This window comes from Aliiroseovarius subalbicans (assembly GCF_022678625.1).
GTDB classification, from domain to species: Bacteria; Pseudomonadota; Alphaproteobacteria; order Rhodobacterales; family Rhodobacteraceae; genus Aliiroseovarius_A; species Aliiroseovarius_A subalbicans.
On the sequence record NZ_JALBYQ010000001.1, the window covers coordinates 1,057,103 to 1,070,408 of the forward strand.

Here is a 13,306-nt window from a genome sequence, read left to right on the forward strand (position 1 = left end):
GCCGCGCTACTCGGCCGCCTGGGGCGTCTGTTCGCCCCCGGCCCTGTATGCCGTAAGCAAGGCCTCGCGCCGTTTCCCGGTCTCGGTCGCATTCGCAGCCTTCACCGGACCGAAGCCCTTGATCTGCAACGGAAGCACGGCCAGCTCAAGGGCGATTTCCGCAGGCCCGTCGCCACGCAGAATCTCATCCATGTCGCGTTCATACTGGGTGATCAACCCGCGCTCCATGCGCCGTTCAGCGCTGCGTCCGAACGGGTCAAGTGCCGTGCCACGCAGGCGTTTCATTCGCGCAAGCCAGGGCATCAGACGCATGAACTTTTCACCGTATGCGCGTTTCATCGGCCGCCCGTTCGCACCGTCCTTGGCAAAGATCGGCGGCGCCATGTGAAAGGTCAGTTCCAGATCGCCGTCAAACTCGGCTTCAGCCTTGGCGCGGGTGTCGCGCAGCAGCCGCGCGACCTCGTATTCATCCTTATAGGCCAACACCTTATGGTAACCCTTGGCGATGGCTTCCTTCAGCGCCGGGTCCTTGGCCCGCTGCACCAGCTTGCGATAGCGTTTCGCCAGTCGGCGCGATTGATAGGCGGTCAGATGCGCCGCGCGGAAATCGATCTTTTCGTCCAAAGACTTGGGCTTTTCCACGACCTCGGCCGCGACGTATTTCGCGGCGTCCTCAGGATGCAGCACCGCCCAGCGCCCCAGCTCAAACGCCCGCGCGTTGCGCATCGGGGCCTGACCGTTCAGCGAAATCGCCTGCATCAGCGCCCCATGGGTCAGCGGCACCAGCCCGTTTTGCCAGGCCGCGCCCAACACCATCATGTTGGAATAAATACTGTCGCCCAGAAGAACGCGCGACAATTCGGTGGCGTCGAGCAGGCTCACCCGTTCGCGCAACCGCGCCTCAAGCGCAAGGGTCAGGCGATCGCCTGGAATGCGGAACTCCGTGTCGCGGGTGAAATCACCCGTCACCGTTTCATGGCTGTCCACCACCGCGCCAGTGCGCCCGGTGCGGGTCAGGCCCAGCGTCTTGGCCCCAGCCGACACGACCAGTTCGCCGCCGATCAGCGCGTCACATTCGCCCGTCGCGACTCGGATCGCCGAGATGTCCGCAGGCCGGTTCGCCAGGCGCAGATGCACCAGCACCGCGCCGCCCTTCTGCGCCAGCCCGGCCATCTCCATCATGCCCGCGCCCTTGCCGTCGATATGTGCGGCTTGGGCCATGATGGCGCCGATGGTGACCACCCCGGTGCCGCCGACCCCAGTGATGACCACGTTATGGGTGCCGTCGATCTGCGGCAGCACGGGGTCCGGTAGGTCCGGCAGGTCGATCTCGGCGGTGGCGGCTTTCTTCAGCTCGGCCCCCGCGACCGTGACGAAAGACGGACAGAAGCCGTTCACACAGCTGAAATCCTTGTTGCAGGACGACTGGTCAATGGCGCGTTTGCGGCCCAGTTCGGTTTCAACAGGCACGATCGACACGCAGTTCGACTGCACGCCGCAATCGCCGCAGCCTTCGCAGATGTCGGTGTTGATGAACACCCGCTTGTCCGGATCCGGAAAGGTGCCGCGTTTGCGCCGGCGTCGTTTTTCGGCCGCACAGGTCTGCACATAAAGTATGACCGATACGCCTCTGATATCGCGAAGTTTTTCCTCTACGGCCAGAAGCTCTTCTCGCGGGTGGGCCTCGATACCCTTGGGAAAGGCGGACAGGTCCACGTCTTCCTTGTCGTCATAGACCAGCGCGATGTGGTCGACCCCGGCCGCCTGCACTTCGCGCGCGATACGCATTGCGTCCAGCCCGCCTTCGTTGGTCTGCCCACCGGTCATCGCGACCGCGTCATTGTACAGGATCTTATAGGTGATCGTGGTGCCCGCCGCGATCGCCGCGCGGATCGCCATCAGGCCCGAGTGGTTGTAGGTGCCATCGCCCAGGTTCTGGAACACGTGCTTGGTTGTGGAGAACGGCGCCTCGCCGATCCAGTTCGCGCCCTCGCCCCCCATCTGGGTTGACCCCAGCGTGTCGCGGTCCATCCACTGCACCATATAATGACAACCGATCCCGGCATAAGCCCTTGAGCCTTCGGGCAATTTCGTGGACGTGTTGTGTGGACATCCAGAACAGAAATACGGCAAACGCGCCGCGATTTCCTCGGCATTGTCGGCCTTGCGGGCCTCGGCCAGCTCGGTCAAACCGGCCTTCACCGCCTCGGTCCCGCGCCCTTCCTCGATCAGGATATTGCCGATCTTGTCCGCGATCATGATCGGGTCCAGCGCAAAGCGGGTTGGGAACAATTCCTCGCCCCGGTCGTTGCGCCAGCCATAGACGCGGCGCCCGCGGCGGTCGTCGAAAATGGCTTCCTTGATCTGCACCTCAATCAGCTTGCGCTTTTCCTCAACCACAACGATCAAGTCCAGCCCCTCGGCCCAGTCCTGAACGCCCTTCATGTCCAGGGGCCAGGTCTGGCCGATCTTGTAGGTGGTGATGCCCAGCCGCTCGGCCTCGCCCTCATCAATGCCCAGAAGCGACAGCGCGTGCACAAGATCCAACCAGTTCTTGCCGGCAGCGGCAAAGCCGATCTTGGCACCGGGTTTTCCCCAAACCCTCTTGTCGATTTTGTTCACGTTTGCAAAGGCTTCCGCCGCGACCCTCTTGTAGTCGATCATCCGCGCTTCTTGCGGGATCCGGTCATCAACCAGGCGGATGTTCAGCCCGCCCTCGGGCATGTCGAACGCAGGTGTGACAAACTGCATCCGGTCGGGACTGCCATCGACAACCGAGGTGGCTTCGACCGTATCTTTCATCACCTTCAGCCCGACCCAGACCCCGGCAAAGCGCGACAGCGCCCAGCCATAAAGGCCATAGTCCATGATCTCCTGCACCCCCGCCGGGCTGACGATCGGCATGTAGGCATCGACCATCGCCCAGTCGGATTGGTGCAAAGTGGTGGAACTTTCGCCGGTGTGATCATCGCCCATCGCCATCAGCACGCCACCATAGGCGGATGACCCCGCCATGTTGGCGTGGCGCATCACGTCGCCGGTCCGGTCCACGCCCGGCCCCTTGCCATACCACAGGCCGAACACACCATCATGGGTGCCTTCGCCGCGCAGTTCCGCCTGCTGCGTGCCCCACATCGCGGTGGCGGCCAGGTCTTCGTTCAGGCCTGGCTGAAACAGCACATCCGAGGCCGCAAGCGTCTTTTGCGCGCGCGACATCCACAGGTCCACCGCGCCCAAAGGCGAGCCGCGATAACCGGTGACATAGCCCGCGGTGTTCAGCCCCGCCGCGGTGTCGCGCGCCTTCTGCATCAGCATCAGTCGCACCAGCGCCTGGGTGCCGTTCAGCAGAACCTGACCTTTCTCAAGGTCGAACCGATCGTTCAGGGTGATCTCGGCTTTGCTCATGACGCTCCTCCACTCGCATATGGGCATGTAGGGATGTTAGGTCAAAATGCCTGACCTAACAAATCATTTCTTTGTGTCAGTCCGTTGGCAATTCGGGTAAGACTGACGATAACAGATCGTGACAGATTACGCGCAAAAAGGGTTCAGTTGTTTCGCTATGGATTGGGACAAGCTCAGAATATTTCATGCTGTGGCCGATGCGGGGTCCCTGACCCATGCAGGCGATGCGCTGCACTTGTCGCAATCGGCGGTGTCGCGGCAGATCCGCGCCCTTGAGGAAAGCCTGAATGCCACCCTGTTCCACCGCCATGCGCGCGGACTGATTCTGACCGAACAGGGTGAGCTTTTGTTTGACGCCACCAGCGCGATGACCCAGCGGCTGGATGCCGCCGTCGCCCGTATTCGCGACAGCAAGGAAGAGGTGTTCGGCGAATTGCGCGTGACCACCACGACCGGGTTCGGGTCGCTGTGGCTGGCCCCGCGCCTGCCCAAGCTCTATGAGAAATACCCGGATCTGAAGATCGACCTGATGTTGGAAGAACGCGTGCTGGACCTGCCGATGCGCGAGGCCGACGTGGCCATCCGCATGAAGGAACCCAGTCAGGCCGACCTGATCCGCAAGCGCCTGATGGAAGTGCACATGCGCCTCTATGCTGCCCCCGGCTATCTGGAAAGTGCGGGCGTACCAGGGAACATGGAGGATCTGTCCGATCACCGGTTGATCTGCCAGAATACCAGTTCAGCCCAGGTCAGTGCGGGATCAAGCTTTGTGCAGGAGCTGCTGACCCACAATGTGCAGTCGCTATTGACCGTGAACAACTACTTCGGCGTGCTGCAGGCGGTTCTGTCCGGTCTGGGCGTCGGTGTGCTGCCCGATTATGTGACCCAGGACTTCCCCGACCTCGTGCGCGTCCTGCCTGAGGTGGAAAGCCGCGTCATTCCGGTGTTCCTGGCCTACCCGGAAGAATTGCGCGCCTCGAAACGCATCGGCGCCTTCCGTGACTTCGTGACCGAAGAAATCTTCGAACAACGCAAACGCGACCGCGCCGAAGCTGTTGCTTGAATGCCGCTATGCACGATGCGCATAGCCGCATTGCAGCATTTTTGCTTGATCCAATGCCGCACTGCCCATATTTCAGGATCAAAGCTGATCAATTGATCAGTTTTTACCTCCCTGTTGGACTTCGGCCGAGCCTTGAGCTCGGCCTTTTTTTTTGCACCAACGCCAGCTGCCCCCGCAGAAAGGCTTGTTCCGACCGGACCTGCGTCAGGGATATGGCCCGTGCATAGGCCAACTCGGCCTCACCCAAATGATCCAACCGCGCCAACAGCTCGGCACGCGCCGCGTGAAACGGCTGATAGGCTGACAGCGCATCCTCCAAATGGTCAACATCGGCCAGAGCTTGCCCTGCCCCGTCAACCTCGGCGCGGGCCAGCGCAAGGTTCAGGCGCACCACAGGTTCCGGGCTCATCCGTGCCAACAGGCGATACAATGCGACGATCTGGCGCCAATCGGTTGCCGCAGCGCTGGCTGCCTCGCCGTGCAACGCCGCAATCGCCGCCTGCAATTGAAACCGCCCGACGCGCCCCTGCGCCAAAGCCCATTCCACCAGACCCCGCCCTTCCTCGATCGCAGCCCGATCCCATATGCCACGGTCCTGTGCCTTCAGCGGAACATACCCGCCCGTATCGTCCATCCGCGCCGCCCGGCGCGCATGAGTCAGCAGGATCAGCGCCAGCAGACCCGCCACTTCGGCGTCATCGGGGCACAATTGCCACATCAGCCGGGCCAGAAACAGCGCCTCTTCACACAGGTCCACCCTAAGCTGCGCGTCACCTTCGGTTGCGGCATAGCCCTCGTTGAAAATCAAGTAGATTACGGTCAGGACGGACGAGACGCGCTCAGGCAGATTGGCATCATCCGGGATGGTGAACGGGATCGCGGCCGTTTGGATTTTCTTCCGGGCGCGGCTCAGACGTTGCGCCATGGTGGCAGGTTTGTCCAAGAAGGCCCGCGCGATTTCGTCGGTCGTCAAACCACCCAATGTGCGCAGGGTCAGAGCCACACGTGTTTTGCGCTCCAGCGCCGGGTGGCAGCAAGTGAAGATAAGCCGCAACCGGTGGTCAGGAATGTCGTGCGGCACCGCCATCGCGTCATCCTCGCGTTCCAGCGCGGCAAGTTCGGCGGCATAAGCCCGGGACCGGGCGTCCCGGCGAAATCTGTCGATCGCCTTGCGTTGTGCAACCCGCAACAGCCAGGCCTGCGGATTGTCCGGCACACCGGAACGGCCCCAGTGGATCAGGGCGGCTTCGACCGCGTCCTGCAAACAATCCTCGGCCAGTTGAAAGTCCCCCAACCGCGCAATCAGCGCGGCCATCAGACGCCCCCGATCCATCCGCAGGGTTGCTGCGACCAGATTGTTGTCGGGGGCGCCCATGTCTCAGCCCAAATCCATGACCGGGCGCACTTCGATCGTCCCTGTCTCGGCCACCGGGATCATCGCCGCATAGTGCAGTGCCTCGTCCAAGTCCTTGCAATCAAGGATATAGAAGCCCCCCAACTGCTCCTTGGTTTCGGCAAAGGGGCCGTCCATGGTCTCAGTCTTGCCGCCACGCACGCGCACCGAGGTTGCGGTCTCGACCGGCATCAGCGCTTCACCGCCGCCCATGATCCCGGCGTCGATATAGATTTGGGTCAGCTTCTCCCACGGCTCCATCATCGCCGCAAATTCCGGGGTGCCGGGGGTGGGGTCAGGCCGGGATACCGGCGCATCGTAGATCAAAGCCATGTATTTCATGTCAGTCTCCTTTTCAGATCAGTCTAAGGCGCGTCTTCAAGCTCAGACAAGGGCCGCGCCGATGGGTTTGATTGGGTCTCAGTGCCCCAAGGACGATTGGCGAACACGAAAATCGACATCCCCCCGGCAAAATCGCTAAAAAATATCCACTGCGCGCGGCTTGTCACCTTTCCCCCAAGGCCCCGTTCCCCTAAAAGGCCCGCAATGGTTGCCAGAGGGGGATGCAAGATCATGGACGAGCCGAAGATCACTGAGGACCTGATTGCTGCACACGGTCTGAGCCCGGATGAATACGCGCTGATCCTTGAGATCATCGGACGCGAGCCGACGTTCACAGAACTCGGCATCTTCTCGGCAATGTGGAACGAGCATTGTTCCTATAAGTCTTCGAAGAAATGGCTGCGCACCCTGCCCACCGAAGGCCCCCAGGTCATCTGTGGCCCCGGCGAAAACGCGGGCATCGTCGACATTGGCGACGGGCAATGCGTGGTGTTCAAGATGGAAAGCCACAACCACCCGTCTTATATCGAGCCCTATCAGGGTGCGGCGACCGGCGTTGGTGGCATCTTGCGTGACGTATTTACAATGGGCGCGCGGCCGATTGCGGCGATGAACTCACTATCGTTTGGTGAAATCGACCACCCCAAGACGCGCACGCTGGTCAACGGTGTGGTGGAAGGCATCGGCGGCTATGGCAATTGTTTCGGCGTGCCGAACGTGGGAGGCGAAGTGCGCTTCCACCCGGCCTACAACGGCAACTGCCTGGTCAACGCCTTCGCGGCAGGCCTCGCGGATACCGACAAGATCTTCTACTCCGCCGCCTCGGGCATCGGCATGCCGGTCGTCTATCTCGGTGCCAAGACAGGCCGCGACGGGGTTGGCGGGGCCACGATGGCGTCAGCTGAGTTCGACGACACGATCGAAGAAAAACGCCCCACGGTGCAGGTCGGTGACCCGTTCACCGAAAAGCGCCTGATGGAAGCGACGCTGGAGCTGATGAAGACCGGCGCGGTGATCTCGATCCAGGACATGGGGGCCGCGGGCCTGACCTGTTCGGCCGTCGAAATGGGCGACAAGGGCGGGCTGGGCGTGAAGCTCAATCTTGATGCCGTGCCGCAGCGCGAAGAGCACATGACGGCCTATGAGATGATGCTGTCGGAAAGCCAGGAGCGCATGCTCATGGTGCTGAACCCCGAACTTGAGGCCGAGGCCCGCGCGGTGTTCGAGAAATGGGACCTGGATTTCGCCATCGTCGGCGAAACCATCGCCGAGGACCGGTTCCTGATCCTGCATGGCAACGAGGTGAAAGCCGACCTGCCGCTGGCCACCCTGTCGGGCTCGGCCCCGGAATATGACCGCCCCTGGGTGGAAACGCCCGCCGCCGAGCCGCTGGCCGACGTGCCGCAGATCGACCCGATCGACGGGCTGCGGGCGCTGGTCACCTCACCCAACTATGCCGCCAAGCAGTGGGTCTATGAACAATACGACCACATGGTCATGGCCGACACCGTGCGCGCGCCCGGTCTGGGCGCCGGCGTCGTGCGGGTGCATGGCACCGACAAGGCGCTGGCCTTCACCTCGGACGTGACGCCGCGCTATGTCAAAGCCAACCCGGTTGAAGGCGGCAAACAGGCGGTGGCCGAAGCCTACCGCAACCTGACCTCGGTCGGGGCGAAACCGCTGGCCACCACCGACAACCTGAATTTCGGCAACCCCGAAAAGCCCGAGATCATGGGCCAGTTCGTCGGCGCCATCAAAGGCATCGGCGAAGCGGTCGCGGCGCTGGACGTGCCGATCGTGTCGGGCAACGTTTCGCTGTACAACGAAACCGACGGCACCGGCATCCTGCCCACCCCGACAATCGGCGCGGTGGGGCTTCTGGACAGCCTCGACGATCTGATCGGCGGCATCGCCCGCGACGGCCACGTCGCGATGGTGATTGGCGAGACCGAAGGCCACCTGGGCCAATCCGCCCTGCTGGCCGAAGTGTTCAACCGCGAAGAAGGCGACGCGCCGCACGTGGATCTGGACGCCGAGAAGAAGCACGGCGATTTCGTGCGAGACAACCGCACGCTGATCAAGGCCTGTTCGGACCTGTCCGATGGCGGTCTGGCGCTGGCGGCCTTCGAGATGGCCGAAGCCTCAGACGTCGGCGTCACGCTGGACGCAGACGACACGCCGACGCTGTTTGGCGAAGATCAGGCGCGTTATCTGGTCGCCTGCAACTTTGACGAAGCCGAGGCGCTGATGGTCGCCGCTGGTCAGGCCGGCGTGCCCATCACCACCGTGGGTCGCTTCACCGGTGATATGGTGCGCATGGGCAGCTCCGAGGCGCCGCTGAGCGAGTTGGCACATGCCTTCCGCACCGGTTTTGACGCCGCCCACCGCTGATGGCGCGCCTGCCCGCCCCCGCTGGGCTTGAGGATCTCAAGCCCGATTGCGGCGCCTGTGCGGCGCTGTGCTGTGTCGCGCCTGCGTTTGACAAAGGCGAGGATTTCGCCCTGAACAAACCCGCGCTGACGCCGTGCCGCCACCTGTCGGATGGCAACCTGTGCAAAATCCATGAAAACCTGGTCGACCTCGGATTTCCGGCCTGCGAAAGCTTCGATTGCCTGGGGGCCGGGCAATACGTGACGCAAAACCTCTATGGCCGCGACACCTGGCGCACAACGCCCGAACTTTTGCCCGAAATGGCCGAGGCCTTTCGCACCCTGCGGCGCATTCACGAAGCCCTGCAACAGATGTTCATGGCACAAGCCCTGCCCCTGTCCCCCACGCAAGAAGCCGCGCGACAGGCCACTATCGCCGCCCTTACGCCGACATCCGGCTGGACCGCAAACACCCTGGCCCAGGCCGAAACCGACGGTATCTTTGCCAACGTGCGCGAAACGCTGGCAGGCTTTCGCAGCGCGGTCAGCCGCTAGCCCCTTGCGGGCAACAAACCCCGGACCTAGATTGAACACCGAACAGGACAAGGACGACACCGCATGGCCATGCAAGCCCAAAGCATCGAAGACCTGATCCGCGCGGGCTTTCCCGACGCAAAGATCACCATCACCGACCTTGCTGGTGACGGCAACCATTGGGCCGCCGAGGTGATCGACGAAAGCTTCCGCGGCATGAACCGTGTGCAACAACAACGCGCCGTGAATGCCACCGTTAAACCCCAGATCGACAGCGGCGAATTGCACGCGCTGGCCTTGACCACCAAGGCGCCTGAGTAAGCGATGGGCTGGGGCTTGGTTTTCACGCTGGCATCTCTGCCGATCATCGTCGCGATGATCATCTATGCTTTGTGGAACAGGCCGCAGAAGAACGGCCCGAAACAGACACGCGGCACAACCCCGTCCCAAAATGGCGTGATCGCTGGGGGCGGAATAGATGGAGGTCGAGGTGGCCATAACCACTATGTCGTCATCCCACGTGACCCACAGGAATACACCCGGGTAATGACCCCGAAGAAATGAGGAAACCCAAATGACCGACGCAAAAACCCAGATCGACGAAACCGTCAAAGCCAACGATGTCGTGCTTTACATGAAAGGCACCAAGGACGCGCCGCAATGCGGGTTCTCGTCCCGCGTGGCCGGTGTGCTGAACTTCATGGGCGTTGAGTTCGCCGATGTGAACGTGCTGGCCGATGAAGCCATCCGCAATGGCATCAAGGAATATTCCGACTGGCCGACCATCCCGCAGCTATACGTGAAGGGTGAATTCGTCGGCGGCTGCGACATCATCACCGAGATGACCCTGTCGGGCGAACTGGACACGCTGTTTGAGGAAAACAACGTGACCTATTCCAAGGATGCCGCCGAAAAGATCCGCGAAGCGAACGCCTAACTCCTTCGTATAGAATAAAAAACCCCGCCAGGCGCGATCCTGGCGGGGTTTTTCACGTCTTGTCACAGGCACCAATCCCGAGCGGGGCCACGCCCCGTGAGAAAACAAGCGTCGCGTCAGCGACCCAATTTGACAGCCCTCACCTGGCGGCCTTTTCCTCGACCTGGGCGGCCACGGCCTCGGCGCGGGCGGCAAGCTCGGCAAGTGTGTCGGTCACCACGTCGGGGATCACCGGCACTTCGACCTTTTCAGGCTCAGGCGCAGGGGCGGCCTTCAATGCCTCGATCTCGGCCGTCAGATCGGCCAGCTGCTTTTCGGCCACCTTCAGCTTGTCGTCCAGCCCGGCGGTCTTGTCAGCCAGCATCAGCCCGGACATCAACAACATGCGCGGCTCGGTCAAATGGGCGATCTGACTGGTCAGCACCGAGGCTTCCGCGTCCAACATCGCGGCGGCGGATTTCAGGAAATGCTCTTCGCCTTCCTGGCAGGCGACCTCGAAATCGCGGCCCCCGATGGTGATTTTCACGTCAGGCATCGGCGGCCTCCTTCTCCATCGCGTCGACCAGCGGCCCAAGCTCGCCCAGCACCGCATCCAGTTCCGCCCGATCAGCGGCCTGGGCCGCGCGCAGGGCTTCCAACTCGGCCATCATCGACTTGTTCACCAGGTGCGGTTCAGCCACACCCGCGCTGATCGCGTTGCGCAGCGCGTCGTTGTTGGACCGCAGATCGGCGTTGACCTTGCGCAGCTTCGCGGTGCCGGCTTCTTCTTCTTCCAACATCTCGCGCAGGCGCTCGACCTCTTCGGCCAGCGTGTCGACCGTGTTGTCCTGACGATCTTTGATCGCTTTCACGCGCTCTTCCAGTTGGGCGTTCGCAGTGCGCTCTTCTTCCAGCTCTGCGGTCAGACGCGCCACCTCCGAGCCGTCGCTTTCCGTTGCGGCGGCCGGTTTGCCCAGCGCCTCCAGACCGGTTCCAATCCGGTCCAATGCGGCCGTGATCCGGCCTTCAAGTTCGGCAATCTCGCTCATGTCCTGCCCTGTTTTCTCGCCTAAGTCACTTGCCCCGCGCGCACGAATCGCACCCATTCGGGGTCATGAGACAAGTTTAACCCCTTGTTGCGGGAAATGCGCCCCCTTTGCTTCCAAGCACTTGGCGCTTGTGCTTGATCTTCGCGGCGCGACTGCTAAGACGCTTTGAACCCCCGTTTCCAGCCAAAGGATCAGCACCGTGGACATCGCAACCCTTCGCAAAGACCACCCCGACCACTGGATGCGCGCCGCTGCCATCCGCGCGCTGACGCTGGATGCCGTCGCCGCCGCCAATTCCGGTCACTCCGGCATGCCAATGGGCATGGCCGATGTCGCGACCGTTTTGTTCGAAAAGCACCTGAAGTTCGACCCCAAGGCGCCGCGTTGGGCGGACCGTGACCGGTTCATCCTGTCGGCGGGCCACGGCTCGATGCTGATCTATTCGCTGCTGTATCTCACCGGCTACGAAGACGTGACGCTGGACCAGATCAAGAACTTCCGCCAGTGGGGCGCGATCACCGCCGGGCACCCGGAATACGGCCATGTCTCGGGCGTAGAGACCACCACCGGGCCGCTGGGACAGGGCATCGCCAACGCCGTGGGCTTCGCCATGGCCGAGGAAATCCAGCGCGCGCGCTATGGCAAGAAGATCGTCGACCACCACACCTATGTGATCGCCGGTGACGGCTGCCTGATGGAAGGCATCAGCCAGGAAGCGATCGGCCTTGCCGGGCGCCATGAGCTGTCGAAGCTGATCGTCTTCTGGGACAACAACGATATCACCATCGACGGCAAGGTATCGCTGTCGGATCGCACAAACCAGGTGAAGCGCTTCCAGGCTTCGGGCTGGCATGTGCAGGAAATCGACGGCCACGATCCCGTTGCCATCGATGCCGCCATCACCAAGGCGAAATCGACCGGCAAACCGTCGATGATCGCCTGCAAGACGCATATCGCCCTGGGCCACGCGGCGCAGGACACTTCGAAAGGCCACGGCGCGCTGACCGATGCGGATCAGATGAAAGCGGCGAAAGAAGGCTATGGCTGGACCACCGGCCCGTTCACGGTGCCTGCGGACGTGAAAGCCCAGTGGGAGGCCATGGGCGGTCGCGGCGCCAAGGCGCGCGGCGAATGGAACACGCGCTTTGCTTCGATTTCCGAGCGCAAACAGGCCGAGTTCAACCGTGCCTATGCCGGTGACGCGCCCAAGCGCCTGTCTGCCGTCGTGCGCGCGCTGAAAAAGCAGATCAGCGAGGAGCAGCCCAAGGTGGCAACGCGTAAGTCGTCCGAAATGGCGCTTGAGGTCATCAACCCGATCATGGGGGAAACCGTCGGCGGCTCGGCCGACCTGACCGGATCGAACAACACCAAGACCGGCGACATGGGTGTGTTTGACACCGACAACCGCAAGGGCCGCTATATCTATTGGGGCATTCGTGAACACGGCATGGCTGCGGCGATGAACGGCATGGCGCTGCATGGCGGCATTCGCCCCTATGGCGGCACGTTCTTTGTCTTCACCGACTATGCCCGCCCTTCGATGCGTCTGGCGGCTCTGATGGGCATCCCGACGGTGTTCGTCATGACCCATGACAGCATTGGCGTGGGCGAAGACGGCCCGACGCACCAGCCGGTCGAGCATCTGGCAATCTGCCGCGCGACGCCGAATTCCTATACCTTCCGCCCCGCCGACACGGTGGAAACGGCGGAAGCCTGGGAAATCGCGCTGACCTCGAAGGACAAGCCGTCGGTTCTGGCGCTGACCCGCCAGGGCCTGCCCACGGTGCGGACCGAGCACAAGAACAAGAACCTTGTCGCCCAGGGCGGTTACGTGCTGGCCGAGGCCGAGGGCAAGCGTCAGGCGATCCTGATCGCCACCGGCTCCGAGGTCGAGCTGGCGCTGAAGGCGCGTGACATCCTGCAGGACGCCGGGATCGGCACCCGCGTCGTGTCGATGCCCTGCATGGAGCTGTTTGCCGAGCAGGACGAGACCTATCGCCGCCGGGTTCTGCCCGCCGGTCCAGTCCGTGTCGGCATCGAAGCCGCGGTGCGCAATGGCGGTTGGGACAAGCTGCTGTTGGGCGAACGTGGGCGCGAAGCGAAACAGGCGTTTGTCGGCATGGACAGCTTCGGCGCCTCGGCCCCGGCTGGCACTTTGTTCGAAAAATTCGGCATCACCGCCGAAAACGTCACCGCCAAGGTGCGCGAACTTCTGGGCTGACGCGCCCCACCTTA

At 62.6% G+C, this 13,306-nt stretch carries 12 protein-coding genes; 7 read left to right on the forward strand and 5 right to left on the reverse strand.

Going from position 1 to position 13,306, the window contains the following annotated elements:
* Positions 1 to 6: 6 nt before the first annotated feature.
* Entirely contained in the window at positions 7 to 3,405 is a 3,399-nt protein-coding gene (locus MN188_RS05300) for an indolepyruvate ferredoxin oxidoreductase family protein (RefSeq protein ID WP_242106542.1), read from the reverse strand.
* 157 nt (positions 3,406 to 3,562) lie between these two features.
* Here MN188_RS05300 and MN188_RS05305 point away from each other — a divergent pair, with 157 nt between their 5' ends.
* Positions 3,563 to 4,468: a LysR family transcriptional regulator gene (locus MN188_RS05305; protein WP_242107436.1), complete on the forward strand. Its 906-nt coding sequence runs from the start codon at positions 3,563 to 3,565 to the stop codon at positions 4,466 to 4,468.
* Positions 4,469 to 4,571: 103 nt separating this feature from the next.
* Here the strand turns inward: MN188_RS05305 and MN188_RS05310 are convergent, their stop codons facing one another.
* Together MN188_RS05310 and MN188_RS05315 are read right to left on the reverse strand one after the other, a co-directional pair.
* Positions 4,572 to 5,843, reverse strand: coding sequence for an RNA polymerase sigma factor (locus MN188_RS05310; protein ID WP_242106543.1), 1,272 nt, complete (start codon positions 5,841 to 5,843; stop codon positions 4,572 to 4,574).
* Positions 5,844 to 5,846: 3 nt separating this feature from the next.
* Positions 5,847 to 6,203: a YciI family protein gene (locus MN188_RS05315; protein WP_242106544.1), complete on the reverse strand. Its 357-nt coding sequence runs from the start codon at positions 6,201 to 6,203 to the stop codon at positions 5,847 to 5,849.
* Positions 6,204 to 6,434: 231 nt separating this feature from the next.
* Here MN188_RS05315 and purL point away from each other — a divergent pair, with 231 nt between their 5' ends.
* The 5 genes from purL to grxD all read left to right on the forward strand — a co-directional run bounded on the left by purL (position 6,435) and on the right by grxD (position 10,043).
* Positions 6,435 to 8,594 carry a phosphoribosylformylglycinamidine synthase subunit PurL gene (gene purL / locus MN188_RS05320; RefSeq protein WP_242106545.1) on the forward strand — a complete coding sequence of 720 codons (2,160 nt, stop codon included), beginning with the start codon at positions 6,435 to 6,437 and terminating at the stop codon, positions 8,592 to 8,594.
* A complete protein-coding gene (locus MN188_RS05325; protein WP_242106546.1) occupies positions 8,594 to 9,127 on the forward strand; it encodes a hypothetical protein in 534 nt (177 codons plus the stop codon). Before purL ends, MN188_RS05325 begins: the two co-directional genes overlap by 1 nt.
* 63 nt (positions 9,128 to 9,190) lie before the next feature.
* Complete coding sequence (locus MN188_RS05330; protein ID WP_242106547.1) at positions 9,191 to 9,427, forward strand: BolA family protein; 237 nt, start codon at positions 9,191 to 9,193, stop codon at positions 9,425 to 9,427.
* Between the two features lie 3 nt (positions 9,428 to 9,430).
* Positions 9,431 to 9,670, forward strand: coding sequence for a hypothetical protein (locus MN188_RS05335; protein ID WP_242106548.1), 240 nt, complete (start codon positions 9,431 to 9,433; stop codon positions 9,668 to 9,670).
* Between the two features lie 10 nt (positions 9,671 to 9,680).
* Positions 9,681 to 10,043 carry a Grx4 family monothiol glutaredoxin gene (gene grxD, locus MN188_RS05340; RefSeq protein WP_242106549.1) on the forward strand — a complete coding sequence of 121 codons (363 nt, stop codon included), beginning with the start codon at positions 9,681 to 9,683 and terminating at the stop codon, positions 10,041 to 10,043.
* A gap of 139 nt (positions 10,044 to 10,182) precedes the next feature.
* On the opposite strand, the gene MN188_RS05345 is transcribed toward grxD, so the two are convergent.
* Positions 10,183 to 10,578, reverse strand: coding sequence for a cell division protein ZapA (locus MN188_RS05345; protein WP_242106550.1), 396 nt, complete (start codon positions 10,576 to 10,578; stop codon positions 10,183 to 10,185).
* Positions 10,571 to 11,071, reverse strand: coding sequence for a hypothetical protein (locus MN188_RS05350; protein ID WP_242106551.1), 501 nt, complete (start codon positions 11,069 to 11,071; stop codon positions 10,571 to 10,573). The genes MN188_RS05345 and MN188_RS05350 overlap by 8 nt, the downstream gene beginning before the upstream one ends.
* A 241-nt stretch (positions 11,072 to 11,312) precedes the next feature.
* On the opposite strand from MN188_RS05350, the gene tkt reads away from it, so the two are divergent.
* Positions 11,313 to 13,292 (forward strand): transketolase, encoded by a 1,980-nt coding sequence (gene tkt / locus MN188_RS05355; protein ID WP_275116133.1) that lies wholly within the window; start codon positions 11,313 to 11,315, stop codon positions 13,290 to 13,292.
* The last annotated feature ends 14 nt before the right edge of the window (positions 13,293 to 13,306 follow it).